Consider the following 26061-nt stretch of genomic DNA (forward strand, 5'->3'; position numbering starts at 1 on the left):
TGGGGCGGTACCGGCACCGGGGTCAGGCGTAGTCGGCGAGGGCGGCGCGCAGGTCTTCTGGCGGGTGCACCGGTTCCATCCCGCCGTCGCGGCGGCGCATGCAGGCGATGGTCTGGGTGCCGGTGGCGATGACGGAGTTGTCGCGGGTGAAGTCGAAGTCCATGGTGATCCGGTTGCCGCCGCGGGCGGCCAGGCGCATGGCCACCTCGATGGTGTCGAAGGCGAAGCACTCGGTGTAGAAGTTCATCGCGCAGGACACGGTGACCAGGGCGAGCTCACCCGAGCGCAGGGCGTCGAGGACGCCGGGGGCGTGGTCGGCCAGGAAGTGCTCGCGGCAGTGGCCTTGCCAGTGCAGGTAGTTGGTGAAGTAGACGTTGCCGACGAGGTTGGTCTCGTCGAAGGTGACCCGGTGCCGATAGAGGTACGCCCGGGTCACCCCGCCCCTCCCGGCACCGCGACGGCGATGGCGTGGCCGTCCACCAGGAAGCTGCCGACCCGGGCAGCGCTGCCCGCTCGTGCGGGGTCGCCGCCGAGGGACACGCAGGTGCCGTCGACGGCGAGGATGGTGGGGTTGCCAGCGATACCGACCCGGCGGATGGCTTTAGCGCGGGCGCTGGACTCTTGCGGGCTCTCGCCTGTCTTGTCCCGCAACGCGTCGGCCAGCGGGTCGGGTTCCGCCGCTGGGCCTGCCACGGCGAGCCACGCCGTGTCGGTGGTGTCGAGGCGCAGCTGACCGGCGACGAGCTCGGAGCGGATCTCGATGTGTTCGGCGATCCCGCACTCGATGAGTCTGCGACTCAGGAACGGGCCGATCAGTGGCGCCGGTATCGGGGTCGTCCACGGGCGTGGACCGACGGCGCGTAGGCGAAGGTTGTCCCACCGGGCGATGTAGTCGCCACCGGGGGAGATGACGTCCACGGTGTAGGCGAACTCGTCGGCGGTGTGTCGCAGTTCCCGTGCGCGGACATAGGCCGGGCCGCGGTGGTCTTGCCACACGGTGACAGTCCCCGCGCCGATCGGCAGGACCGCCCGGTGCGGCAGACAGGCGAGCAACACGTGGATGCTGGCATCCAGCAAACCGGGATCCCCCAGGAGAAGCCGCTGCGCGTGCACCCCGGCGAACCAGTCAGAGCCGGAGGTGTCTATCCACGCGCCGACCTCGAACGCCGACAGGTAGTCGTACCTGAGCAGCCGGGCGAAGCGTCCTGAGTGGAAGAACAGCGGTCCGTAGTAGGAGTGCGGTCCGTCGACCGCCGGTGGCAGACCGGGCGACTCGGGTGCGGGTGCCTCAGTGGCGGGGGCGATCGTCACGGTGAGCCGGGCGAGGTCGAACCGGTCGCTGTCGTCGGTGAGCCGGGCGCGAACCCGATCGCCGTCGACCAGGGTCGCGATGCGGATCTTGCGGACGTCGTCGCCGGTGATGGGCGCGGAGAGGTCGAGGTCGTGGAAGGCCCATCCGGTGCGCGAGCCGGTGGTGGCCAGCGCGGTCTGCGCGACGGCCTCCAGCCCAACTACGGCCGGGAGGACCGCGACGCCGTCGATGCGGTGTTCGGTCAGGTAGGGGTCGTCGCGCGGGGTCAGCGTCGTGTCGGCGACGACCTCCACGCCGGGGGTGACGGTCCTGGTCTCCTCCAGGAACCGCAGCAACGGCACCTCCGGTCGGGTCAATGCCAAGGTGCCCGGGTCGGGGAACCGGCCGCTGATCATCACCGTGGTGGGTGTGTCCGGGCGGGCCAGGGCGTCGAGCAGGGCGGCGGAGCCCGCGGTGGGGGAGAGGGGGACGACCCCGCGCGCGGCGAGCCCGTCCACGACGCCCATGCGCGCGCCCATCCCGACCGCTGACCACAGTGACCACTCGACGCAGTGCGCGCGGCGGTCGGGGTGGGTGGCGGCCCAGTCGGTGAGGGTGTGCCGCAGCCAATCGTTGGCCACGCAGTACTCGGACTGCCCGGCCAACCCGACCCGCCCGATGATCGACCCGTACGCGACCACCAGCCGCAGGTCGTCCTCGCCCGCGGCGAGCAGGTTGCGCAGCCCGTCGACCTTCGGGGACAGCACCCGCCGCAGGGTGGTGCCGTCGACCGCCGACATCAGCCGGGGTTCGTTGACCGCGGCGCCGTGCAGGACCCCGCAGACCGGGCCGAGTTCGCGGGCGGCGGCCAGGATGCCCCGGGCGGCGCGCGGGTCGGTGATGTCGGCGCGGTGGTAGTGGGCTTGGACCTGGCGGCGGGCCGCGGCGAGCCCGTCGACCACGCCCGGGTCGGTCGCGTGGCGGCGTCCGGTGAACAGCAGGACGCAGCCGCTGCGATGGGCGAGTGCGATCGCCGTATGCGCGGTGATCCCCGTGACGCCGCCGGTCACCACACACACCTCGCCCGCGCCTATAGGCAACGGACCAGAGGCACTGTGAGGGTGCAGCGTGGTCTCGAGATGCTCGACCGACCCGCCAGCGCGTACCCACAACTCCTGATGGCCACTACCGGCGATCAACGCCGGATCGACGTCGGTAGCGTCAACGGGTACCTGGACGACCGTCGTCGCCACCTCTGTCAGCTCTGACTGCGCGCTACGACCTACCGCCGCCGCGGCGGGGTGACCGTGGTGGACCACGACCACCACAGCTGGTTGCCGTTTCCCGATCTCGTTGAGCAGCGCCGCAACCTCATCGGGTCCGGCATCCGGCGGCAGGTACGCCGCCAAGCCGGTACGGCCGGGCGAGCTCACCAGGGCTGCCCGCAGCCAGTGGTCCTCGGGAGCCCACCACGTCCAGTCGACCGCCCCGGCCGCGCGCCGCGGCACCCCGGGGACCCAGTGGTGGGTGAATGCCCGCACCCAGTCTTCGACCCCGCGCAGCCCGGTCTCGGAGTGCGCGTCGGCGTACTCCAACTCCGCGAGCACCTCCGCGGCCTCCCCGACGGTCGCGTCGGCGAAGGCGGGGAACGTCTGCGGTGTCTTGCGGCCCAGGTCGGCGGCGACCCGGGTGACCAGGGTGACGATCCGCAGCGAGCTCAGGTGCAGGTCGCGCGAGAGCGAGGTGCCGTCGGTGATCCCGGCCAGGTCCAGTTCGCACTCGTCGGCCAGCCGGGTCCGCAGGGCCAGCAGCGGGTCCGCACCGGTGGCGGGCGCGGCGACGGGGGCCGGTTCCCGCCGTGCGGCGGTCGGGGTGATGTCGTCGTCGGCCTCGCACGGGTTGCGCAGGAAGGACATCGGCGTGCCGGGCGGCAGGAACCGGTTCGAGCGGCGGGCGAACCACGGCCCCGCGGACACCGCGCCGGAGGCGATGAGCGTGGCGGTGGCGATGGCGTGCGTGCGGGCCGAGCCGCCGCAGTCGAGCGTCACCACCGCGACACCGGGGGCGCAGTCGGCGGCCAGACCGCTCAGCGTGCGACCGGGGCCGACCTCGACGAGCAGGCCCACCCGGGCCGCGAGGTCGGTGACGGCCGCGCGGAAGCGGACCGGCTCGGTGAGTTGCGTGAGCAGCACCTCGGCCAAGTTGGCGTCCGCCAGCGGGCCGCCGGTGACCGTAGACGTCACGGCCCCACGCGGGCGCGCGAACTCGACCCCGGCCAGGACGGCCCGCATGGGCTCGCGCGCGGGCACCATCGCGGGACTGTGGAAGGCGTGTGACACCGCCAAAGCAGTGGCGCCGACCCCGGCGGCGGTGGCCCGGTCGATGACCGCGGCGACCTCGTCGGCCGGTCCGCCCACCGAGGTCCGGCGAGGGCTGTTGTCGCAGGCCAGCACCACCGAGGTGCCCGCGGTGAGGGCGGCGACATCCTCAGCGGGGACGTCGAGCGCGGCCATGGTCGTCGCCGGGAGGCCGTGCTCGGCCATTACCCGGCCGCGGGCGGCGGCCAGTCCCAGCGCGGCGGCGGGGTCGAGCGCGCCCGCCCAGACCAGCGCGCTGATCTCCCCGAGGCTGTGCCCGACCGCGCCGACCGCCTCGCACCCCAGGTGCGCTAGCCAGGCCAGGCCCGCCAGCGACTGCCGCACGATGGCAGGCTGCGCCGCCGCGGTGTCGGTGTCACCGGCCCGGATCGCCGCGGTCGCCGCCGGGACGTCGAGCCCCGCGGCCCACGCGGACAGGTCGGGGCGCACCGGGGCCGCCTGGCCGGGGAAGATCAGGCCGACGGCGGGAGCGGGACCTTGGGCCAGGGTGAACCCGGCCTTGGCGGCCACCGTCAACGACCCGTCCCAGGTGTCCAACCGGGTCGCGGCCGCCACCGCCGCCGAGGCGAGCTCGGCGGGCCTGGACGCGACCAACGCGCACCGCACCGGTGCGTCGGTGCCGCTGCTGGCGGCCACATCGTGCAGTTCCGCCGCGCTCAGGCCCGCGAACCAGTCCGATAGAGACCGCAGCCGCTCCGCCAGCCCGGTAGCGCTATCGGCCCCGAGCACCACGATGTCGTACCGAGGTGCTGGCCACGCGACCGGTTCCACCGCTGCCATCGCCGGTGAGTCGCTACCGACCACGATGTGGGAGTTGATGCCGCCGAACCCGAGCGCCGACACCGACGCCATGCGGATCTTGGCCTCCCACGGCTCCGGCGCGGTCAGCGTCCGCAGCGGGGTGCCGGGGGAGCGCAACAGGGGGTGCGGGTCGACGCACCCCGTCGTGGGCGGCAGCACTCCCGAGTGGACGGCCAGGATCGCCTTGATCAACCCGGCCACGCCCGCGGCCGCCTTGGTGTGACCGATGTTCGCCTTCACCGAACCCAGCGCCGCCCGGGGGCTCCCCATCCCGCGCAGCCCGGACAGCGCCGTCAACTCCGCCTCGTCGCCGACCGAGGTCCCGGTGCCGTGCCCCTCTATAAAGTCCACAGTGGAGGGATCAACGCCCGCCATCCGGTACGCCAGGTCCATCGCCCGCCGCTGCCCGGCCGCCGACGGCCGGGTCAACCCACCCGCGCCGTCGGCGGAGATGCCCCAGCCCACCAGTTCGGCGCGCACCGGCATGCCCCGGCGACGCGCCTCGTCCACAGTGGTCAGCAGCAGCACACCGCAGCCCTCGCCGGGCAGGAACCCGGTCGGGTCGGCGTCGTAGACCCGCATCTCGTCCACGCCGAGCACCCCGACCCGGGCGAACCCGACCAGCTCCAGCGGATCGATGCTCAGGTCGACCCCGCCCGCCAACGCGAACCGCAACTCACCCGCAGCGACCGCGCGGGCCGCGTGGATCACCGCGAGCAGGCTCGATGAGCACGCCCCGTCCACGGTGTACCCGCCGCCGCGCAGGTCGAAGTGGTTGCCGACCCGGCCTGCGATGGTGTTGGCCAACGCGCCCGCCAGGGTCTCGTCGGTCGGCTCGGGGAAGCGGCCCTTGACCTCGGACTCCAACTCGGCGAGCACCACGGCGGCGAGGTCGTCGGGCACCGCGCCCTTGCGCAGCGCGGCCGCCGCGGCCCGCGCCACGAACGGCCACCGGGTGCGCAACTGCGCGGCGCGGCTGAACTCCCCGCCCAGCGAGTTGCCCAGCACCACACCGACCTGCTCGCGCGGCAGCGTGTCGGCGTCGGGCACGCCCGCGTCGGCCAGCGCCTCGGCCGCGGTCTGCAGCGCCAGCCAGTGCGTGTGGTCGACCGCGCGGTGCACCCCGACCGGGACTCGGAACGCGCCCCGGTCGAACTCCCAGTCCCGCAACACCCCGGCGTGGGTCACGTAGGTGCGGTCCGGGTCGGCGCGTTCGCCCAGGTAGGCCGGGGACAGCCGGGCCGGGGGGATTCGGCGGAACGCCCGCCGACCGGTCAGCACGGCCTGCCACAGCTCGCTCGGGGCGTGCGCGTCGGGGTAGTGGCAGGCCATGCCGACGACGGCGATCCCCGGTCCGCTCACGCCGGTACCCGACCCCGGGCGCGGGCGACGAGCAGGACGCCGCCGCGCAGCAGGCAGGTGATCACCAGGGCGAAGAACAGGCCGAAGACGATCCCGGAGCACACCAGGACCCCGTAGACCGCCGCGGTGGTGAGGCCGAACAGGACTTGACCGCGCTTGCTGGTCGGGGTGGACCCGGGGTCGGTGATCATGTAGTTGGTGAACAGGATGAACGCCACCCCCGTCATCGGCAGCAGGGCACCGACCAGGGCGTGGTCGAACAGCAGCCACCGCACCAGCGCCTGCAGGACGAACCCGCCGACCCAGGCCGTGATCAGCGGGATCTTCTTGGTCAGCCCGGCGTTGAGCATCGTGCCCAGCATCAGGATGCCCACCGGGATCAGCCAGGACAGGGTGCCGTGCAACCAGTTGGTGAAGTGGTAGGGCGGGGCGATGCCGACCCAGTCGAACAGCACCAATGTGACCGCGATGCCGGTGTTCGACGGGTTGAGGACGTGCCGGAGCTTGCCCTTGATCCGCAGCCGCACCACGTACTTGCTGGCGTTGCTCACCACTACCGCGAACAGGTAGGGCCAGAGCGTGGAGTTCCCGTAGAGCAGCATCGCGCACGCCAACGCCCCGATGTGGGCCGGCAGCAGGAACACCCCCAGCGCGCGCGGGCTCCCGGCGTAGTCGGGTCGCCGGTCGTGCGCCCACGCGTCGAGGGTCTCCATGCCCAGCGCGCTGGCGTAGCCGACCAGCAGGCAGACGATCGGGGTGATCGGCGCCTGCTCGAACCCGAACAGGGTGTGGCCCAGGATGGTGAACGCCGTGATCGACATGGCGAACCGCTGCAGCGCCAACACCCTCGGGTCGCGCTTGGGCTTGTCCGCGACCGCGGTGGGCTCGGCGGTCCCGGTGTCGACCGGGTGCGCGCCGTTGGGGTGGACCAGGGTCGGCTTGGTGATGTCGGTGGTCATCGGGTCGCCACCTCTCCGTTGGGCTGCAGCACGATCCGGTGGTGGCCGCGGGTGAGTTCAACTGGGGCCCGGTGCAGGCCCGCGGCGTCGCGCCAGGTCACCTCCGCGGTGACCGGGCCGGTGCGCGGCAGCGCGACGTGCAGCTGCGCCCCGGAGGCACCCGCGTGCCCGTTGGCCGGGTACAGCTGCGACTTCTGCGCGGGCACCCCGGCGGTGGCGGGCACCTCGACCTGGACGCCGATCGCCGCCCGGCCACCGGGGAAGACGAACTCGACGTCGGCAGCCGGTGGCGCGCCCGTCGCGGTGTTGAGCAGCAGCGTCGAGTCGGCGAACTGGTTGGCCACCACCATGTCGAGCAGCCCGTCGCCGTTGACGTCACCGAGGGCGAAACCGCGCGAGGGCGCGGGTTGGGTCATCGCCAGCCGCCCGGCGAGGTCGACGTAGCGGTCGTCCGGTCCGTCCACCCAGAACCGGTTCGCGTCGCGCGCGCCGGACAGGTCGTCGCCCGGCCCGAAGTTCGGCCAGGACCCCGGGTACTTCAGCAGTTCGGCGTTGCCCATGGCCAGTTCCTGCAGCAGCACCCACCGGTCCCGGTCGGGCTCGCCCAGGACGAACCCGGTGGCCTGGGTGAGCTCGTCGGTGCCGTCGTTGTCGAAGTCGCCCGCCTTGATGTCCCACGACCAGCCGCTGCGCGCGATGCCGCGGCGCTGGCTGTGCTCGGTGTAGGGGGCGGTCCCGGCGCGCAGGTCCTCGACCGTCCCGTTCGGGACGAACAGCAGGTTGCTCTCGTGCAGGCCGTAGTTCTCGGTGATGTTGCTGACCGCGATGTCGGGCAGGCCGCCGCCGCCGGGGTAGCTGAAGGTGACGCCCATGCCCTTGAACGAGTCGTGGCCCAGCACCTGCGACTTGGGGGTGAGCAGGTCACGCGAGCCGTCGGCTACCGTGAACCGGACCTTGCCCGGGGTGGACCGGTTGACCAGCAACGTGTCCGGACCGAAGTCGTTGGCCAGGTACATCGACGGCAGCCCGTCACCGGTGAGGTCCTGCAGGCCCACCGCGAGCACCCAACCGCCCATCGCGTCGGCGGGCAGGTCCGCGCTGACGTCGGTGATCCGCGGCTTCTCCCCGGGCACACCGGTCGGCTTGGTCAGCAGCACCCGGCTCGGGCCCGCGTTCCCCGCGTCGCCCATGCCGTCCTGCATCGCCATGCGCTCGTCGTCGGCCGCGTCCGGGTCGAGGACCTTGGCGCCGTCGGGGAAGTAGTTGCCCACCACGATGTCCAGGTCGCCGGACCCGTCGAGGTCGCCGACGTTGAGCGCGGTCGTGTTCCACACCTGCATCGGCTCGACCAGTTCCGCGCCGCGGAAGTGCGCGGCGGCGGGCCGCTGCCCGGGGACGGCCTGGTTGAGGAACAGCACGGGGGAGCGGCCCCAGTAGTAGACGATGATGTCGGTGGCGCCGTCGGCGTTGATGTCGGCCGGGACGCAGCCCATCGGCGCCATCGTCGAGTCGTAGCGGTCCGGGCGCAGTTCGAACGCCGGGTACTGCTCGCCGCCGGACTCGGGCACCGGCGACACCCGCACCGAGTCGTCGCGCGGGTCGACCAGGCACAGGTCACCGGGGCGGCCCAGGCCGCGCAGGTCGGTCAGCGCCACCGCGGCGCCCACCGCCGAGATCCAGGACTGGATGCCGACCAGGCCGGGCTGCACCCGGCGCACGTACCGGGCCTCGGCGGGGGCGGAGTTGACGGTGATCTGGCGGAACCCGAAGCGGCCTGCCAGGGTGTCTTGCTCGGCCTGGCTGGTCTCGGGCAGCGCCGTGACCAGCCCCGCGGCCGCGCACAGGGCGACCGCGACGACGGCGCTCGAGGAGCGCCGGATAGTTCCGGACGGCATGGCAACCTCTCGGGATCGGTCGCGCTCGGATCGGCGACCGGGTGGCGGGTGGTGGTCCGGCTGGATCGGGGTCCGCCCGGATCAGGCCTGGGTGCTCAGGACCCTGGTCCGGTCGCGCCAGTCGAGGTAGGCGGAGATGTCGGTGCGCTCGCCGAGGTCCTCGGCGGCCCGCTCGGCCCAGCCGCTCGCCTCGGCGGGGGTGGTGCCGACCAGGCGTTCGCAGGCCAGGGTGGAGTGGGCGGGCACGATCCCGGAGCGGACCCGCGCGGTCGCGCCGAACACGACGCCCTGCCGCAGGTGTCCCAGGTGGCCGCCCGCGTGCTCGCGCAGTGTGTCCAGTTCGGCCGCGGGCACGCCGCCCGCGTAGGTGGCGGCCAGGCCGACGCCGCTCCACAGCGCCGCCCTCGCCGTGGCGGGCGCCTCGGCGATGACCTCCCGGATGTCGTCGGGGTCGCCCGCGGTCATGAACCACAGCGCCCGACCGGAACCGGCGAGCCGGATCAGCCGCACCGGGTCGGTCCCCGCGCGCTCGGCCCGGCGGCGCAGCGCGCGGCGGCCGCCGAAGAACACCTCGGCGAACCCCGCGCCGTCGTAGGCGAGCCAGCGCAGCAGCGGCGTGTCGGTCAGCCGCACCGGCAACGGCAACCTGCTCACCGCCAACGCCCACCCGGCGCCGACGTGGATCAGGTGCGGGTAGTCCGCTCCGGACTCGGCCAGCAGCGCGGCGACCGAGCGGCCGCGGGTGAGCACGTCGCGCTGCCCGGCCCACATCGCGGCGCCCTCGTGGGCGAAGCCGCGCTCCTCGGCGGGCAGCGTGTCGACCGCGGCGCGCACGTGCGGCCAGTGCGCGGCGGCGAGGTTGTAGCCGGTGAGGAACGAGCGGGCGTGGCGCTCCAGTCGTTCGCGCGGACCCGGGCGGTCCACCCGGAACCCCCGGCGGCCGAAGTCGGCCATGCCCAGCGGTAACCGGGGGGCCAGCCCCCGGCCCCGGCTCGGTGCGTCGACGACGCCCGGTCGGTCCGCGGAACCGTGCTGAGTGCTCATGGAGTTCTCATCTCTGGTTCGCCGAGCGCGGCGGGGACGAAGTGGCTGGGGACGAACTCGAACTGCGGAGAACAAGCTTCGGGAATAGGTAGTGACCAGGCCCGATCTTGCCCCCGCCGAGCTGTCCCGTGTCAAGGGGAGCGATGCGGTGTTCGCCCGTTCGTATCAGATGTCCGGGGCTTCCTTTCCCGAATCCGGCTCGGGTACTGACGACTATGTCACTCCTGGGTTCGGTGGTAAGCTCGCCGACGGCAACCGGGTGGTTGCCATCTCCTTTGGTGCACGGCGGGCTGGTGGTCACGGGACCGGTCCGGTGATCCCGGCATGCCTGAACCGGCCGGGCGAGGCGAAACGGGAGTGTGCATGGTCGACCTGGTGGACACCGCGCCGCGCAACCTGGTGGCACCCGGGGAGTCGGTCCGGCCCGATTTCCCGATCCTGGCCACCCGGGTGGGGCCGCGGCCGTTGGTGTACCTGGACAACGCGGCCACCGCGCAGAAACCGCGGCGGGTGCTCGACGCGATCACCGACCACTACACCGGCGCCAACGCCAACGTCGGCCGCGGCTACTACCAGCTCAGCCACCTCGCCACCGACGTGTACGAACAGGCGCGCGCCACCGTCCAACACGCCATCAACGCCGAGCACGCCGACGAGGTCGTGTTCGTCCCCGGCACCACCGCCGCGGTGAACCTGCTGGTCGATACCTTCGGCAGGGACCGGCTGCGGGCGGGCGACCAGGTCGTGGTCACCGGCATGGAGCACAACTCGAACCTGTTGCCCTGGCGGCGGTTGTGCGAGTCGGTCGGCGCGGAACTGGTGCTCGTCGCCGCCGACGACCGCGGCCGGGTGACCGGCGAGGCGTTCGACGCCGCGCTCGGCCCCAAGACCCGGCTGGCCGCCGTCACGCACGTGTCCAACGTGCTCGGCACGGTCAACCCGGTGCGGGACATGGTCGCCAGCGCCCACCGCCGCGACATCCCGGTCGTGGTCGACGGCGCGCAGGCCGTCCCGCACCGGCAGGTCGACGTGCGCGAACTCGACGCGGACTTCTACGTGTTCTCCGGGCACAAGGTGTATGGGCCCATGGGGATCGGCGTCCTCTATGGGCGCCGCGAACTGCTGCACGCGCTGCAGCCGTACCAGGTCGGCGGCGGCACGGTGAAGGGCGTCAGTCTCACCGAGCCGGTCCGCTACGTCCCCGTCCCCGCCCGGTTGGAGGCGGGGACACCGCACATCCCCGGCGCGGTCGGGCTGGCCGCGGCGTTCGAGTACCTCGCCGACATCGGCTGGGACGCCATCCGCGCGCACGACGACACACTGGTGCGAGCCGCGGTCGCCGCGGTGCTGGACACCCCGGACGCCCGGGTCGTCGGCGACCCGGCGGCCGACCCGAGCGGCATCGTGTCCTTTGTGGTCGACGGCATCCACCCCTACGACGTCGGCGGGCACCTGGACGCGCACGGGATCGCGGTGCGCAGCGGCGTGCACTGCGCGAACACCTTCGTCGACACCTTCGGGGTGGTCGGCACCGTGCGGCTGTCCTTCGGCGTCTACAACACCGAGGCCGAGGTCGCGGTCGTGCGGGAGGCGCTGTCCACGGTCAAACCCGGGTTCTGGACCGCCGAGCACCCGACCGAGCGGTTCCTCTGATGCGGTTCGCCACCCGCGTGGTCCACAGTGGACATGAGACCACCGGGCCGTACGGCGGCATCGTGCCGCCGGTGCACCTGGCAACCACCTACGACCGCTTCGCCCAGGACCCGCCCCGCTACTTCTACTCCCGCGGCGAGAACCCGACCGTGGAGGCGCTGGAGACCTGCCTGGCCGCCGTCGAGGGCGCCCGGCACTGCACCGCCTACTCCTCCGGCCAGGCGGCGGCCACCACGGCGCTGTCGCTGCTCACCCCCGGCCAGCGCCTGGTGTGCTGCGACGACGTCTACGGCGGCACGCACGCGCTGATCACCGGGCTGCGCCGCTACGGGATCCTGGTCGAGCAGGTGGACCTGTCCGACCTGGACCGCGCCCGCGCCGCGCTCGCCGGGGACGTCGCCATGGTGTGGGTGGAGACCCCGACCAACCCGCTGCTCAAAGTCATCGACATCGCCGAGGTCTCCCGGCTCGCGCACGAACGCGGCGCGCTCGTCGTCGTGGACAACACCTTCGCCGGGCCCGCCCTGCAGCGGCCGCTGCGCTGGGGCGCGGACGTCAGCCTGCACAGCACCACCAAGTTCGTCGCGGGCCACTCCGACGTCCTCGGCGGCGCCCTCATCTGCGACGACCCCGCCCTGCACCACGCCTTCACCCAGCACCGCACCGTCGCGGGCACCATCCCCAGCGGCCTGGACTGCTTCCTCGTGCACCGCGGCGTCAAGACGTTGTCGGTGCGCGTCGAACGCCAGGTCCGCACCGCCCAGACGCTGGTCGACCTGCTGCTCGAGGCCCCCGGCGTCACCCACGTGCGCTACCCGGGCCTGCCGGAGCACCCCGGCCACGACATCGCCGCCCGCCAGCTCGCCGCGCCCGGGTCGATCATCGCGTTCCGCTACTCCGGCGTCGTGGAGAAGCTGCTCGCGGGCACGACCCTGTTCGCCTGCGCGGTGAGCCTGGGCGGGGTCCGCTCGCTCATCGAGTGCCCGGCCCTGATGACCCACCGCCCGATCCCCGCGGCCGACCGCGCCGCCGCGGGCATCACCGACGACCTGATCCGGCTCTCCGTCGGCATCGAGGACGCCGAGGACCTCGTCGAGGACCTCACGACCGCACTGGCCAGCGGCCGGTGACCCAACCCGAGAGGAACCAGTTGTCCATCCCGACCGAACCGATCGGCAGCATCCCCCGCCCCAAGAACGTCCTTGACGCGATCGCCGAGCACACCGCGGGCACCCTCGACGACGCGGGCCTGGCGACCGTCATCGACGACGCCGTCGCCGACACCATCCAGCAACTGCAAGCCGCTGGCTCCCCCGTCGTCACCGACGGCGAACAAGCCAAACCCAGCTTCGTCAGCTACCCCCTCCAGGGACTCTCCCTCGCCCCCGACGGCGCCGTCATCCCCTTCGCCGACGGCCACACCCGCACCCTGCCCCGCCTCACCGCTGGCCCCTTCCGCTACGGCGCCAACGCCGCGACCTACCTCGCCGCCGCCCGCAAGCACGCCTCGGTGCCGGTCAAGCAGGCTGTGATCGCCGCCTCCGCCCTGAGCCTGATCTACCCCTCCGCCGGGATCGACGGCTACTCGCAGTCCCAGTTCCTCGACGACCTGGTCGACGGCGCCGAGGCCGACATCCGCTCAAGCCTGGACGGCGGCGCGGACTCGGTGCAGCTGGACTTCACCGAGGGCCGTTTGTCGCTGAAGCTGGACCCGAGCGGCGGCCTGCTGGACACGTTCGTGGACCTGAACAACCGAGTCCTGGACCGGTTCACCGCCGAGGAACGCACCCGGATCGGCGTGCACACCTGCCCCGGCGGGGACCAGGACTCCGTACACAGCCTGGACGTCGACTACGTGGACCTCCTGCCCAAGCTGTTCCGCTTGAACGCCGGTCGGTTCTACCTGCAGCTGGCCAGCGAGACCGACCCAGAGCGAGTGCTTTCGGCGGTGTCAGAGCACTCCCGCGCCGACCAGCGGATCTTCGTAGGCGTGATCGACCCGATCGACCCGCGAGTGGAGACACCCGAAGAGGTCCGCGACCGCGTCCTGACCGCCGCCCGCTACATCCCACTGGAACGCCTCGGCACCTGCGACGACTGCGGCTTCTCCCCATTCGCCGACGACGTGTCCACTTCGCGCGAGGTGGCCTTCGCGAAGGTGGCCGCACGAGTCCGGGGCACCGCCTTGGCCGCATCAGCACTGGGCGCGTAGCCCCCCACAGGAGGCCCGCTGGGTCGGGACGTGGTGCGAGCGGCTTCCGGCAGGCTATGCCTCTGCTCGACCCGCTTTGATCATGCGGGCCTCCTGGTGCGTGAGTTGTCCACAACGCCGCAACCAATCCACAGCCCACCGTCCGATGCTCCAGTTATGTCGGAGCTCGCCGGTAAGCTGTGTATTCGGGGCCTCTTCACCTAGTTGATCTTGCTGATTGCGCTACACCCCAACACATCTACTCCGGCTCACGTTGCTAGCCAGTGGACATCCGGAAGTCAAGGTGTCAGTCCGGCTTCCAGCAGATCCGGGCCCCGCCCACTTGTCCAGCCCTGGACACTCGGACCCAACGGTGCCAACCGGCCTTCCGTCAGGTCCGCCCCAGCCCACCTACCCAGCCCGTGGACACTCGGAAGATGCGGTGCCATCTCAGCCCGCTCTCGGCTGCCCTGCCAGCCCAGCCCCGCGCAGTCGGACTCGCTGGTGCCAGGTGCTCGATGGGGTGGACCTGTTTTGTGTGGGGGGACGGCACCCGTAGCGTTTCCGCGCGGCAGGGCCAGTCTTTTGGGCCCCTGCTTTGCGGTTCTGCGTCGGGTGTCGTAGGGGCCCCGCGCAAAACAGGTCCACCGCATCGAGCAAAGCTCGAAAATCGCGGATCGGGCGCCGAGGTCGCCGCTAGGCGACGAGGCCGTCCACCGGAGCCGAAGGCGGAGGCCCCGAAGTTCTTGCCCCGCACTCCCAGCCCGGGCATGCGTCAAGATCAACCTGATCGAAAGCCCCCAAATACACAGCCTACCGCTCAGCACCGACACAACGGGAGCAGCGAACAGCACCCTGTGGACAAGCGATCCCGTTGTGGACAAACAACATCCACCACAAGCGTCACCACAAGATCATCCGCCACAAGAGCCCCCGAATACACAGCCTACCGAGACACACCGACAAACCAGCAGCAGCGATCGCGAGCTGTGGACAGCTACAAACGTTGTGGACAACCCCATCCGCTGGCACCAGAGACTCCAGCAGCCATCACCCTGTCCTCCAGAGCGGACACGCCAAAGCGCACCACGAGCTCAAGGTGTCGGCGCAGCCAACCCAAGGGTGGTCACCAACCGGTTGATGAAGGAGAACAGCGCGGCGCAGAAGACCGCCTCCAGAAGCTGCTCCTCCGTCCACACCTCAGCCGCCTCACTCCACTCCGCGTCCAGATCCGGCGAGCCGCTCGTAACCTTGCTAGTCAAGCGCAACAGCGCGACAGTCGGCTCATCCACCGGAAGATCGATCGGGTCAGTCGCGTGGCTGATGGTTTCGGCGAGTTCGGCTGAGCCGCCGAAGTGTTGGAGGAACCAGGTGTGGGTGGTGGCGCAGTAGTCGCAGTTGTTGAGGCGGGAGGTCCAGGTGGCGATGAGTTCCTTGGTCGCCCGGGTCAGGGCGCTGTCGGTGAAGACGCCGGTGTAGCCGGTGACCACTACGTCCAGCAGGTGTGGGGTGGTGGAGGTCAACCGGAACACGTCGGGGACGAAGGGGAGGTTGGTGGCGGCTCGGACGCGGTCGTACAGGTCGGCTGTCAGGCCGGTCGCTTCCGCCTCGGGCACCATCTTCACGCGTTCAGCCATGGTCGATTCCCTTCGCGGACTTGCGGTACTGCGTCGGGGACACGCCGACGCAGGTCTTGAAGCGGGCGCTGAAGGTGCCCGGGCTGTGGTAGCCGACGCGGGTGCTGATGTCGGAGATGTTGAGGCTCGTGGTGGCTAGCAGGCGGCGGGCTTCGGCGAAGCGCAGGCTGGACAGGAAGCGGGCCGGTGGGAGACCGGTGTGCCGGTGGAAGACCCGGCAGAAGTGGAACTTGCTGAACCGGGCCACCCGCGCCATCTCGTCGATCGTGATGGGCTGGGCGAGCCTGCCCCGCATGTCCTCGATGACTCGTTCGACCGCGCGCACGGCGAGTTCGTCCAAGACCGCCACCAAGAATCCGAAGTGGAATCAGCCGACCGCAGAACGCTAGCACCGCCGGGCCGTGGGTGACTTCGCCCTGAAAGGTGAATCTAGTGGCGCGACTCAGAACGTCGACCATGTCTCGACCCGCCCACGACGCGCCTGGCCGCGTTGCCGAAACGACCAAGTACACCCAGTACGAGGACGTTCCGGCGCCTTGCCAGCCACGCCGTGAACACGCCGATACACGGCCAACCTTCTGAGTCGAGCCACTAGCCGGGAGTTCCAATGGTGGCCACGGCCGCGGCGATGCCCAGGACGACGGCGGCGATGGCGACCTCGGCCACCAGCGCGGTCCGGACCCGCACGAGCGTCGTTCCGGTCGACCGGGCGTCCACGGCCCTGCGGCACCGGTCGGCGAGGGCGAGCAGGACCACGAACCCGGCCAGCTTTGCCAGCAGCAGCAACCCGTACGCGGTCGTGAACAGCGCCGACACCGACCCCACGTACGCCGCCGAGAGCAGTGCGCCGCTGATCACGATGATGGCGACGCAGATCTTGGCGACGGGGGAGAAGCGCGCCATGGCCTGCGGGAGGTCCTCGTGCCGGGCGCAGAGCGCGAGCTGGACGACACCGCCGAGCCAGAGCGCCATCGCGCCGTAGTGCGCCAAGTCGCCCACCAGCGACAGGAACATGATCTGCGTGGTGATCGCGTGTCCTGCCGCCGAGGAGGTGAGCAGGATCAGGAAGCCCGACACGATCGCGGTGTTCTGGTAGCCGAAGCTGGTCGCGGCCCGACGCGAGGCGTAGAGGAGCACGCCAGCGGCCACGATGCGCAAGATGAGGAGTTTTCCATAAGCGGTGTCGAGGGTGTTGGCCAGCAAGTCCGGTGCGAACACCCGTGACAACCCGGCGCCGGTGACGTACGCGCCTTCCATCCCCAGCGCGAAAACGGCCGACCCCGCGATGAGCACGCACCCGGCGCGCGCGACACCGTGGGCGCGCTTGTCGTCGGTGGGGCGGAAGTACAACAGGAAGAAGACTCCGCCTGCCAGCGCGACACCGGCATACCCCAACCACCTGACCACCCGGGTGAGGATGTCCACCGCGGTGTCGGTCCCGTCGGCCGAGGACACGGCGCCGCCCGCGTTCATCAGCGGTCCGTTCCCGACGACGAACGCGAAGCCGCCGCGCACGGGGTGGGAGTCGGCCGACACGAAGGCGTAGTGCACGAGGTAGGTGCCGTCCGGCAGGTCGGGCTTGAGCCGGATCGTCATCTGCTCGGCGGTTTCGCCCTGCGTCACCGGTCCCTCGCTGACCGGGTCGCCGTGCACGTCCACCACGCGCATGGCGTTCTTCTGGATGCCGATGTTCTCCGAGAGCCGGATGGTCACCGCGCTCGGCGGCTCGGTCAGCCGGGTCCCGTCGGTGGGGGTCGACCCGAGGACCTCGACGTGCGCGGCGGCCGGGGGAGCGGCGAGGATGGCCCAGACCGCCAGGACGGCCAGGATTGCCGCGAGCCTCACGCGGTCGCGGCTGCTCGGGCCCGCTGGTGCAGGACGACGGCGATCACCATCGGGATGGTGACGATCGTGTTGTAGAACAGGTGCAGCTCCACCCGCGGCACGATCAGCTGCACGATGCTGGTCGGCACCGCGGACCCGCCGATCCGCCACCCGGTCTGCGCCTGCAGGAACAGCAGCAGGTGTTCGATGTGGTGCCAGAACTGCAGTGCCAGCGCCAGGTTCCACCACTGCCGCGAGCGGCCCGCGAACCCGCGGCGCAGCACGAACAGCCCGATCAGCATGACCAGCGCGTAGCCGTAGTGCAGCCACTCGAACTTGATCAGGTCCGGGAACGGGATGCCGAGCACCCCGCGCGCCTCGGCCGAGGTCCACCCCAGCGCGTAGATCTGGAACGCTTGGACCAGGTGCTCGGCCCAGTGCGCCACCACGATGGCCATGAAGACCAGCAGCGCTTGGTGGTGCCTGCGGTCCGCCCGCGCGTCCGCACCCGTCGTCTCCGTGACGCTCATGAGCACCCCACTCAGCTCGCAGGTCAGTGCCTGCCGACAGTAGTGCTGGTGGGGACGGTGGGTCTTATTCGGTCTTGCTCACTTCACCAGATGCGCGTAAGTCCCCGGATTGGCGGTGAGGAACTCCGCGAAAGTCTGGGGTTGACGGCCGGTGAGGCGCGTGACGGTGTCGGAAACGACAGCGAGTTCACCGGCGGCGATCGCGGTGTACGAGGTCACCCAACCGGCCACTTCGTATTCCGGCGCGTTGTAATGCGCGCGCGAGGCGTAGGCCTCGTCCTCGGTCTCGGCGACGTAGGTGATCTCCCGGCCGGTGACCTCCGACAGCACGCGGGCCGCCTCGGCGAGGGTGATCGCCTCCGGTCCGGTGACGTCGAGGACCTGCCCGTCGTGGGCGGTGTCGGTGAGGGCCGCGACCGCGACCGCCGCGATGTCGTCGAGCGCGACCATGCTGACCGCGCCGTCGCCCGCCGGGCCGCGGATCGCGCCGTCGGCGCCGGTCATCGCGGGCGGGGCCGAGGCGTACATGTTGTCGCGCAGCGCGACGAACGGGACGCCGGTGGCCTTGAGGTGCTGCTCGGTGTGCCAGTGATCTTGGCCGAAGGTGAAGGTGCAGTCGGCGCCCGCCCCGAGGAAAGACGTGTAGACGATCCGGCTCACCCCGGCAGCGATGGCGGCGTCGATGGCGGTGGTGTGCTCGTGCACCCGGTTGGCCGATTCTCGCGCGGAGACCAGCAGCAGCGTGTCGGCACCGGAGAACGCCGCCCGCAGCGCCTCGGCGTCGGTGTACTCCGCGCCCTGGACGTTGGTCGCCCCGGGCAGGTCCGGCAGCGCGCTGGGGTTGCGCGAGAGCAGTCGCTGGGTGACGCCCCGGGCGCTGAGCAGCCGGGCCACCCGCCCCCCGATGTTCCCGGTAGCTCCGGTCACCGCGACGATCGGACTCATCAGACCTCCTGCGTGCTCGACGGCCCCAGCATCGCGGACCTGGGTCGATGATGCACGGCCAGCCGCCGGAAGGCGGCAGATGGTGGTCCACACCACCACCTGCCGCGGGTCAGCCCCCGTAGTACGGGGTCGAGCGCCAGTGCCGCACCGTCACCTGTGGACCGTCGTCGTTGTCGCCGATGTTGTCGTCGTTGATCAGGAACTCGAGGTCGCCGGGTTTGGCCAAGAACCCCGCCGGGCCACCCGGCTAGGGAATCGATGGCCTTGTCTGCGCCTGCGCGGTCACCGGCGCCACCACGGCGAGCCCGATCACCAATGCCGCCACCGCGCGCACGGGTGGCCTCTTGATCCACGACATCGCTGCCCCTCCGATCGTGTTGGGTGTCCCCATGATCGGGCGCGTTTCGGTCCGCTTTCCGCCAACGTGCGGAGAGGGTCGTTGCTCAACAAGGGAGGTATCTACATGCACGCACGCTGGGACTACTGTCCACTTGTCAATGAGGGGGTGGCCCCGCTCGCGTGCGCGAGCGGGGCCACGTCCTATCCGGCTACCTGCCTACCCGCGGTCGAGTCGGGCGCGTAGCCCGCGGGGCGGGTGGTGAAGGTCCCGCGGCCCTGGGTCCGGCCGCGCAGCCTCGTCGAATACCCGAACAGCTCGGCCAGCGGCACGGTCGCGGTCACCACGGCCGTGCCCGAGCGCATGGTCGAACCCGCGACCCGGCCGCGGCGGGCCGCGAGGTCACCGAGTACGCCACCGACGGCGGCCGCCGGAACCACCACGGTCACCTCGACCACGGGCTCCAGCAGCAGCATCCGGCTCGCGCGCAACGCCTCTCGCAGACCGAACCGGCCCGCCGCGCGGAACGCCATCTCCGAGGAGTCCTTCACGTGGGTCGCCCCGTCGGTCAGGGTCACCCGCAGACCGGTGACCGGGTGGCCACCCAGCGGCCCCTCGGCCAGGGCGTCGCGGCAGCCCGCCTCGACCGCGCGCACGTACTCGGCGGGCACCCGACCGCCGACCACGGTCGACCGGAACTCGAAGTGCTCGCCCGCCAGCGGTTCGACGTCGAGCACGACGTGGGCGAACTGACCCGCGCCGCCGTCCTGCTTGACGTGCCGGTAGACCAGTCCGCTCACCCCGCGCTCGACGGTCTCCCGGTAGGCCACCCTGGGCCTGCCGACGGTGACCGCCAGCCCGGTGGCACTACGCAGCTTCTCCACCGACACCTCCAGGTGCAGCTCGCCCAGGCCGGACAGGATCGTCTGGCCGGTCTCGGGGTCGGTCCGGGCCACCAGCGAGGGGTCCTCCTCGACCAGGTGGGCCAACGCGGAGACGAGCTTGCCCGACTCCGACGACCGGGCCGCCTCCACCGCGACGGAGACCACCGGATCCGCCGTGACCGGGGGCTCGAGCAGCAGCACGTCGTCGGCGACGCACAAGGTCGCCCCGACGCGAGCCGACTTGGGGCCGACGACCGCGACGATGTCACCGGCGACCGCGTTGTCCACCTCGTGCAGGCGGTCGGCCTGGACGCGCAGGATCCGCGCGATCCGCTCGTTCCGTCCGGCGCCCACGTCGCGCACCTCCATTCCCTTCCGCAGCGTTCCCGAGTAGACCCGCAGGTAGGTCAGCCTGCCGGTGGTGGTCGTGACCACCTTGAACACGAGCGCGGCCAGCGGCGCGGTCGGGTCCGCTGGCCGTTCGAGCTCCACGCCGTCGCGGGTGCCGCGCACCGGCGGGACGTCCAGCGGGGACGGCAGGTACGCGGTGATCGCGTCGAGCAGCGGTTCGACACCGCGGTCGCGGTAGGCCGAGCCGCACAGCACGACCAGGCCCTCGCCGGTCCGGGTCAGCTCGCGCAACGCGGTCCGCAGGGTCTCGGCCGAGATCGTCGCCTCGGCGCAGAACTCCTCCAGGGCGAGCGGGTGCAGCTCGGCCACCGCCTCCTCCAGCAGCCTGCGCCGTCGGCGGGCCTCGTCGACGAGGGCGTCGGGCACCGGTCCTTCCTCGACGGGACCGCCGTCGGACCAGGTCAGCGACCGCAGGCGGAGCAGGTCGACGACACCGGTGAACCCGTCTTCCCGGCCGATCGGCAGTTGCACCACCAGCGGGGTCGGGTGCAGCCGCCGCCGGATCGAGTCGACCGCGGCGTCCAGGTCGGCGCCGACCCGGTCGAGCTTGTTGACGAAGGCGATCCTCGGCACGCCGTGCCGGTCGGCCTGCCGCCAGACCGACTCGCTCTGCGGCTCGACCCCGGCGACGGCGTCGAACACCGCGATCGCGCCGTCGAGCACCCGCAGCGACCGCTCGACCTCGGCGGCGAAGTCGACGTGGCCGGGGGTGTCGATCAGGGTGATCCGGTGCCCGGCCCAGGCGCAGCTGACCGCGGCGGCGAAGATCGTGATGCCGCGGGCCCGTTCCTGGGCGTCGAAGTCGGTGACGGTGGTGCCGTCGTGGACCTCGCCGCGTTTGTGGGTGGTCCCGGTGGCGTAGAGGATCCGTTCGGTGACGGTGGTCTTGCCCGCGTCCACGTGGGCGAGGATGCCGAGGTTGCGGACAGCGGTGAGCGGGTTGACGCGCATGGCACAGCACACTTTCGGTGTGATCCGGTTCAGGGCGGCGCGATTCCCGCGACGGACCGACGGGTCAGGCGGTCGTCACGGCGTCCGGTGCTAGCCGCGCGGCAGGCACCGGAGGCGCGAGGACACCAGGATCACCTCGAAGCGCGACGCGGGAACGGCACTGTGAACACGCACAGCCATCCCCTCTCGTCGCGGTGGCGCGCCCCGTCCTGGGGTGCGCGTCGAGGGGGAGAGTAGCCGGCGCCGCGTTCGAGGGGAAGCGGGTTTCAGTGGATGCCGGTTATCACGGTTTATTCAGCGCTATTTGCTATGCCTCGAATAGCGGCTGTGGCGGGCCCAGTAAACGGTGATTATTAGGGCCCCTGCGAAGTTTCTTGAGGAGTCCGTCGTGAAGCGTGTGTATTCCGTGCTGGGCGCGTTGTCGTTACTTCTGCTGATTCCCGTTCCCGCATCCGCCGAACCGGTCGGGTGGCTCGGCGGCGCCACCTCACCGGGGTGGGTCGGCACTGCGGCGCCCGCGCCGGGGACTCGCGCGCCGGGCACGGCGAACGGGTACTACTACCCGAACGCGCCGATCTCGGTGAGCCTGACCGCGGGCAAGTACTCGTTGAGCGACCCCGGCGGCAGCGCGCTGTTCTGCGGCATCCAGGGCAACGGCCCGGTCACCAACACCACCGGCGTGTTCGGCTCCCGCTCGGGCACCGACCTGACCACCGCCTGCGCCGACGGGTACTACGCGGCGCAGCAGTTCTCCGGGATGCTGCGGGACTGGCTCGGCCGCGACGGGCTGGACGGCAAGGGCAAGTGGGCGCCGATGTTCGTCGGGCTCACCGCGGTGAACGCCTACTGGAACGGTCACACCGCCAACTTCGGCCGCACGAAGGACAACGCGCGCCAGCTGGTGAACCTGGAGATCATCGCCCACGAGTTCGGCCACGGCGTCTTCCAGCACACCCCGGGCGGCTTCGACGGCGGCGTGCAGACCTACCAGCTCAACGAGGCCAGCAGCGACATCATGGGCGCGCTGACCGAGCACTACGCCAACAACCCCAACGACCCGCCCGACTACCTCGTCGCCAACGAGACCAACCCCCTGGGGCGTGGGCCCGAGCGCGTCATGTACCAGCCGTCTCTAGGCCCCCGCGACGAACCCGACTGCTACAAGCCCAACATGAACAACATCGAGGTCCACGACGGCGCGGGTCCGGCCAATCACTTCTTTTACCTGATGGCGGAAGGCTCATCGCCGGTCGGTAAGCCTGCCAGTCCGATCTGCGCCGGGGGTCCGGCATCGGTGGAGGGCATGGGGATCCGCGACGCGGGCAGGGTGTGGATGCGCGCACTGATGCTCAAGAAGCCTTCGTGGACCTACACCGACGCCCGCGTGGCTGCTCTTACCGCCGTCAAGCAGGTCTTCCCGGGTGACTGCGCCAAGTTCACCACTGTCCGCAACGCGTGGAACGCCGTCTCCGTTCCTGCGGGCACGGGTGAGCCCACCACCTGCTGAGGGCGATGGTCCTCAAGTGAGTCCACTGTAGATCTGCCGAGAGGGCTTGACCCTGACCCGTGGGTGAGGGGTTAGCGTCCCTGCGCCCGCGTGACCGGCACGCGGGCGCAGGGCGCGAGGAGTCGTTGTGGTGGAGTCGAGGGAAGTGCGGCTGGCGGCGATCCCGGAGGGGGTGCCCGGGCAGGAGCACTTCGAGGTGGTGAGCGCGCCGGTCGCCGATCCGGGGCCGGGGGAGGTGCTGGTGCGCAACCGGTACTTCCAGGTCTCCGCGCGGCTGCGCACACTGCTCGCGGGCGACATCGAAGGCACGCCGCTGCCGCCGGTGCGGGTGGGGGAGGTGCCGCCGTCGATCACCGTCGGCGAGGTGGTCGCTGTCGGGGCAGGCGGTGGGGCGCGGGTCGGTGAGGTGGTGTCGCACTGGGCCGGGTGGCGCGAGTACGCGGTCCTGCCTGTCGCGGCCTGCACGCCGCTGGGGGACTCGTTGCCCGATCCGGTGGCGCACTTGGGCTCCGGGTGGACGTCCTACGCGGCGTTGACCGTGCACGCGCGGCTCCGCGCGGGGGAGACTGTGCTGGTGACCGCGGGTGGCGGCGGCGTCGGATCACTCGTCGGGCCGCTGGCGCGCGTGTTGGGGGCGGGCAGGGTCGTGGCCACTGCCCGAACTCGCGAGAAGGCGGACCGGGTGGTCGCCGAGCTCGGCTACGACGCCGCCTACGTGGTTGGCACGGACGCGATCGAAGACGTTGACGTGGTGGTGGACAACGTCGGCGGGGCTGACCTGCGCGCCGCTCTCGCCGCGGCCCGACCGGGTGCGCGGGTGGCGTTGGTCGGGGCGTTGTCCGGCCAGGCGGGGGCGGCACCGGTGGAATTGGACACGTTCGGCCTGATCCTGCGCGGCATCAGCCTGCACGGCGTCAACACCCGCCCCGACCCGGACGAACGCGACGAATGGCTGGCCCGCTTCGGCGGCTGGCTGCGCAGCGGCGCACTGACCTTCCCGCATGTCCGCGTCTCGGGCATCGACTCGGCGCCGCGCGCGTTGCAGGAGGTGATCGAGGGACGCCACGTGGGCACCGTGGCGGTGTACCTATAGGAGGCCAGATGAGAATCGGCGACGCGGCGGCCGCCGCAGGCACCACACCCCGTGCGATGCGGCTCTACGAGGAACGCGGCCTACTGCCCCCACCCGAACGCACCCTCACCGGTCAACGCCTCTACAACGACCGCGACGTCGCCCGTGTCCGCATCATCCGCCAACTCCTAGCCCTCGGCCTCACGATCGAAGACGTCCGCGCAAGCGCCGACCGCCTGCACCTCATCGAAGGCGACACCTTGCCCGAGTACGGCGAAGGCGTCTGCACCAAGGCAGGCGGCATCGTCCGCCGCAGACTCGCCGCCCTCGACGCCGAGATAGACCGCCTCACCGAGCAACGCGACCAACTGGCCAACCGAACCGAACCCAGAGCCCGCCGCTGACACCTCGGCAGGCGTACAAACCCGCCGAAGCGACTATCGGGCTTGCGCGACCGACTCGTGCCGGTGGCTGCGAGAGGTGGCTGGCGCTGTCCTGCTAGTCCGGTACTCGATCGCTTGAGCCGTGCCAGCGAAGATGCTGGGAGTGACTGCGTCGCCGAGCGCGGGCACCTGGTCGGTGCCGGGATCGGCTGCGAGTGGAGCCCCGGCAGGCTTTCAGCCCGCCGGGGCAGCTCGTCAGAACGCCGTGATCGTGCTCGGGGCGCGTTCGGCGCGGCTGAGGGCGCGGATCAGGGCGACTGGCCCGTGTCGGCGGGCCGCCAAGGCTGCCAGCAGGTCGACGACCTCGGCGGTGGCGTCCTCGGTGAACTCCGGTGTCGGGATACCGGCGCTCACAGCGAGGTCGTCGGCGTGCACGACCAGTTCCATCGTGCGTGTGGTGAGCAGGTCGTCGAGGGTGAGTGACCATGAGCCCCACAGCCGCATCCGCACGTTCCTCGCCTGCAGCCCGGGCAACGTCGCGCTGAGCTCGTCGAGCGCGGCCTCCACTCGGTCGGCGAGTGCAACCGAGCCGTCGGCGGCCAGGCTGGCGCCGCCGTCGCGGATGCGGATGTTGATCTCGCCGTCGAGGCCCGCGTCGATCCAGGCCGCGCGGGCGTAGTGGTCGAGCAGGGTGATGCGGGGTTCCTCCGGCGGCGGGTCCGCGAGGACCTCGGGAACCACCAGGATCTGGTACGCCAAGTGCCCGGCCAACCCGGCGACCCCGAACTCGGGAAGGGCGCTCGGCTTGTCCCACGCCGCTGCTACGGCCGGATCGCGCAGGAGCGCCAGGGCCGCGCGCGCGGCGGACAGGAACGCGTCGGTGCTCATTCCTCGATCGCCCCGCCCACGGTGCGCAGGTGGTCGCGGAAGCTCAGCGACGGGGTGACCGCCCTGGCCTTGAGGTAGGCGTCGAACCGGACTTGGGCGCGCAGGCTCGTCCCGGACCGGATCCGCTCCGCCTGCCCCCGCTCGGTCTGCTGGATGCCGTACGCCAGCTCGGCCAGCTCCTCGGCGCGGTCGGCGGGCAGGAACACGGCGCCGTCGTCGTCGGCGAACACCACGTCGGCGGTCGTCACCGTCCACGGGCCGACCTGGGCCGAGTCGAGCGCGTCGGGGCGGCGGACCTCCGGCACCAGCGGCCCGGTCGGGATCGCGCCTGCGCTGAACACCGGCAGCCCGATCGCGGCGATGTCCGCGGTGTCGCGGTGCAGGCCCCAGATCACCACCCCGGCGAGCCCGGCGGCGGCCGCCTCCAGCACGACGAGGTCGCCGACGCACGCGTGGTCGAGCCTGCCGCCGTTGTCGACGACCAGCACGTCCCCCGGCTCGGCCGACTCGAACGCCTCCAGGAACACGTCCACGCTGCCCGCGTGCCTGGCCGGGAGCACACGACCGAACACCCGCCCACCCGGCACGACCGACCGCACCGACACGGCCCGCACCTCGACCCCGGCGCGCACGCACGCGTCGGTCACGTGCGCGGTGGTGACCTCCGGCCTCACGCGGTCACCTCCAGCGCGTGCCCGGTGGTGACGTCGACGTGCCCGGGGACCTCGTCGTGGTCGTCGCCGACCGACAGGGTCCCGGTGGGCTCGACCAGCAGGACCTGGGCGCCGTTGCGCGAGGACGGCTTGTGGTAGGTGCCGCGGGGCACCACGAACAGCGAGCCCGCGGGCAGGGTGACCGTGCGCTCACCGGCCGGTTCGCGCAGGGCGATCTCGATCTCGCCGTCGACGACCAGGAAGAACTCGTCGGTGTCGGTGTGCACGTGCCAGACGTGCTCACCGGCGAACTTGGCCAGTCGGATGTCGTAGTCGTTGACCTCGGCCGCCAGGCGCGGGCTCCAGGTCTGGTCGAACGCGGCGAAGGCGGTCGCGAGGTCCAGAGGGGTGTTCACGCCGTCCATGGTGCTGGTGCGCGCGGGGGTCGGCGAGTGCTAGGAATCG

The 26061-nt window shown here is 71.5% G+C and carries 20 protein-coding genes; 6 read left to right on the top strand and 14 right to left on the bottom strand.

The features are described from left to right. Positions 1-22: 22 nt before the first annotated feature. The 5 genes from LV75_RS32900 to LV75_RS32920 all read right to left on the bottom strand — a co-directional run bounded on the left by LV75_RS32900 (position 23) and on the right by LV75_RS32920 (position 9730). Positions 23-436, bottom strand: a complete 414-nt coding sequence (locus LV75_RS32900; protein WP_253891341.1) for an acyl-CoA thioesterase — start codon at positions 434-436, stop codon at positions 23-25. Continuing rightward, a complete protein-coding gene (locus LV75_RS32905) occupies positions 433-5832 on the bottom strand; it encodes a type I polyketide synthase (protein ID WP_253891343.1) in 5400 nt (1799 codons plus the stop codon). Before LV75_RS32905 ends, LV75_RS32900 begins: the two co-directional genes overlap by 4 nt. Next, the gene (locus LV75_RS32910; RefSeq protein WP_253891344.1) at positions 5829-6791 is read right to left on the bottom strand and encodes an RnfABCDGE type electron transport complex subunit D; all 963 of its coding nucleotides are present in this window, start codon (positions 6789-6791) and stop codon (positions 5829-5831) included. Before LV75_RS32910 ends, LV75_RS32905 begins: the two co-directional genes overlap by 4 nt. Then, positions 6788-8686, bottom strand: coding sequence for an FG-GAP repeat domain-containing protein (locus tag LV75_RS32915; protein ID WP_253891346.1), 1899 nt, complete (start codon positions 8684-8686; stop codon positions 6788-6790). Before LV75_RS32915 ends, LV75_RS32910 begins: the two co-directional genes overlap by 4 nt. 81 nt (positions 8687-8767) lie before the next feature. Continuing rightward, entirely contained in the window at positions 8768-9730 is a 963-nt protein-coding gene (locus tag LV75_RS32920; protein WP_253891347.1) for a DUF1702 family protein, read from the bottom strand. Positions 9731-10093: 363 nt separating this feature from the next. On the opposite strand from LV75_RS32920, the gene LV75_RS32925 reads away from it, so the two are divergent. The 3 genes from LV75_RS32925 to LV75_RS32935 are packed head-to-tail and all read left to right on the top strand — an operon-like array spanning position 10094 to position 13595. Further along, on the top strand, positions 10094-11383 hold the full coding sequence (locus LV75_RS32925; RefSeq protein WP_253891349.1) for an aminotransferase class V-fold PLP-dependent enzyme: 1290 nt from the start codon (positions 10094-10096) through the stop codon (positions 11381-11383). Beyond that, a complete protein-coding gene (locus LV75_RS32930; RefSeq protein WP_253891351.1) occupies positions 11383-12513 on the top strand; it encodes a trans-sulfuration enzyme family protein in 1131 nt (376 codons plus the stop codon). Before LV75_RS32925 ends, LV75_RS32930 begins: the two co-directional genes overlap by 1 nt. Positions 12514-12533: 20 nt before the next feature. Then, positions 12534-13595, top strand: a complete 1062-nt coding sequence (locus tag LV75_RS32935; RefSeq protein ID WP_253891353.1) for a cobalamin-independent methionine synthase II family protein — start codon at positions 12534-12536, stop codon at positions 13593-13595. Between the two features lie 1073 nt (positions 13596-14668). On the opposite strand, the gene LV75_RS32940 is transcribed toward LV75_RS32935, so the two are convergent. From LV75_RS32940 to fusA, 6 genes are all read right to left on the bottom strand, one after another. Further along, on the bottom strand, positions 14669-15211 hold the full coding sequence (locus tag LV75_RS32940; protein WP_253891355.1) for a carboxymuconolactone decarboxylase family protein: 543 nt from the start codon (positions 15209-15211) through the stop codon (positions 14669-14671). Next, positions 15204-15560 carry a helix-turn-helix domain-containing protein gene (locus tag LV75_RS32945; protein WP_253891356.1) on the bottom strand — a complete coding sequence of 119 codons (357 nt, stop codon included), beginning with the start codon at positions 15558-15560 and terminating at the stop codon, positions 15204-15206. Before LV75_RS32945 ends, LV75_RS32940 begins: the two co-directional genes overlap by 8 nt. 242 nt (positions 15561-15802) lie before the next feature. Next, on the bottom strand, positions 15803-17056 hold the full coding sequence (locus LV75_RS32950; protein ID WP_253891358.1) for a copper resistance CopC/CopD family protein: 1254 nt from the start codon (positions 17054-17056) through the stop codon (positions 15803-15805). Beyond that, positions 17053-17565 carry a hypothetical protein gene (locus LV75_RS32955; RefSeq protein WP_253891360.1) on the bottom strand — a complete coding sequence of 171 codons (513 nt, stop codon included), beginning with the start codon at positions 17563-17565 and terminating at the stop codon, positions 17053-17055. The genes LV75_RS32950 and LV75_RS32955 overlap by 4 nt, the downstream gene beginning before the upstream one ends. A 78-nt stretch (positions 17566-17643) precedes the next feature. Then, positions 17644-18510, bottom strand: a complete 867-nt coding sequence (locus tag LV75_RS32960; protein WP_253891362.1) for an SDR family oxidoreductase — start codon at positions 18508-18510, stop codon at positions 17644-17646. Between the two features lie 540 nt (positions 18511-19050). Beyond that, the gene (gene fusA, locus LV75_RS32965; protein WP_253891364.1) at positions 19051-21093 is read right to left on the bottom strand and encodes an elongation factor G; all 2043 of its coding nucleotides are present in this window, start codon (positions 21091-21093) and stop codon (positions 19051-19053) included. A 388-nt stretch (positions 21094-21481) separates the two neighbouring features. On the opposite strand from fusA, the gene LV75_RS32970 reads away from it, so the two are divergent. The 3 genes from LV75_RS32970 (at position 21482) to LV75_RS32980 (ending at position 24076) form a co-directional block, all read left to right on the top strand. Further along, complete coding sequence (locus LV75_RS32970; protein WP_253891366.1) at positions 21482-22600, top strand: M4 family metallopeptidase; 1119 nt, start codon at positions 21482-21484, stop codon at positions 22598-22600. Between the two features lie 130 nt (positions 22601-22730). Continuing rightward, entirely contained in the window at positions 22731-23693 is a 963-nt protein-coding gene (locus LV75_RS32975) for a zinc-binding dehydrogenase (RefSeq protein WP_253891367.1), read from the top strand. An 8-nt stretch (positions 23694-23701) separates the two neighbouring features. Continuing rightward, positions 23702-24076 (top strand): MerR family transcriptional regulator, encoded by a 375-nt coding sequence (locus tag LV75_RS32980; RefSeq protein ID WP_253891369.1) that lies wholly within the window; start codon positions 23702-23704, stop codon positions 24074-24076. Positions 24077-24310: 234 nt separating this feature from the next. Here LV75_RS32980 and LV75_RS32985 read toward each other — a convergent pair whose 3' ends face one another. The 3 genes from LV75_RS32985 to LV75_RS32995 are packed head-to-tail and all read right to left on the bottom strand — an operon-like array spanning position 24311 to position 26021. Next, the gene (locus LV75_RS32985; protein WP_253891370.1) at positions 24311-24943 is read right to left on the bottom strand and encodes a maleylpyruvate isomerase N-terminal domain-containing protein; all 633 of its coding nucleotides are present in this window, start codon (positions 24941-24943) and stop codon (positions 24311-24313) included. Next, on the bottom strand, positions 24940-25617 hold the full coding sequence (locus tag LV75_RS32990; protein WP_253891372.1) for an RraA family protein: 678 nt from the start codon (positions 25615-25617) through the stop codon (positions 24940-24942). The genes LV75_RS32985 and LV75_RS32990 overlap by 4 nt, the downstream gene beginning before the upstream one ends. Continuing rightward, positions 25614-26021: a cupin domain-containing protein gene (locus LV75_RS32995; RefSeq protein ID WP_253891374.1), complete on the bottom strand. Its 408-nt coding sequence runs from the start codon at positions 26019-26021 to the stop codon at positions 25614-25616. Before LV75_RS32995 ends, LV75_RS32990 begins: the two co-directional genes overlap by 4 nt. Between the last annotated feature and the right edge of the window lie 40 nt (positions 26022-26061).

Origin of the sequence: Actinokineospora diospyrosa, from assembly GCF_024171925.1 — a bacterium.
Classification (GTDB): Bacteria; Actinomycetota; Actinomycetes; order Mycobacteriales; family Pseudonocardiaceae; genus Actinokineospora; species Actinokineospora diospyrosa.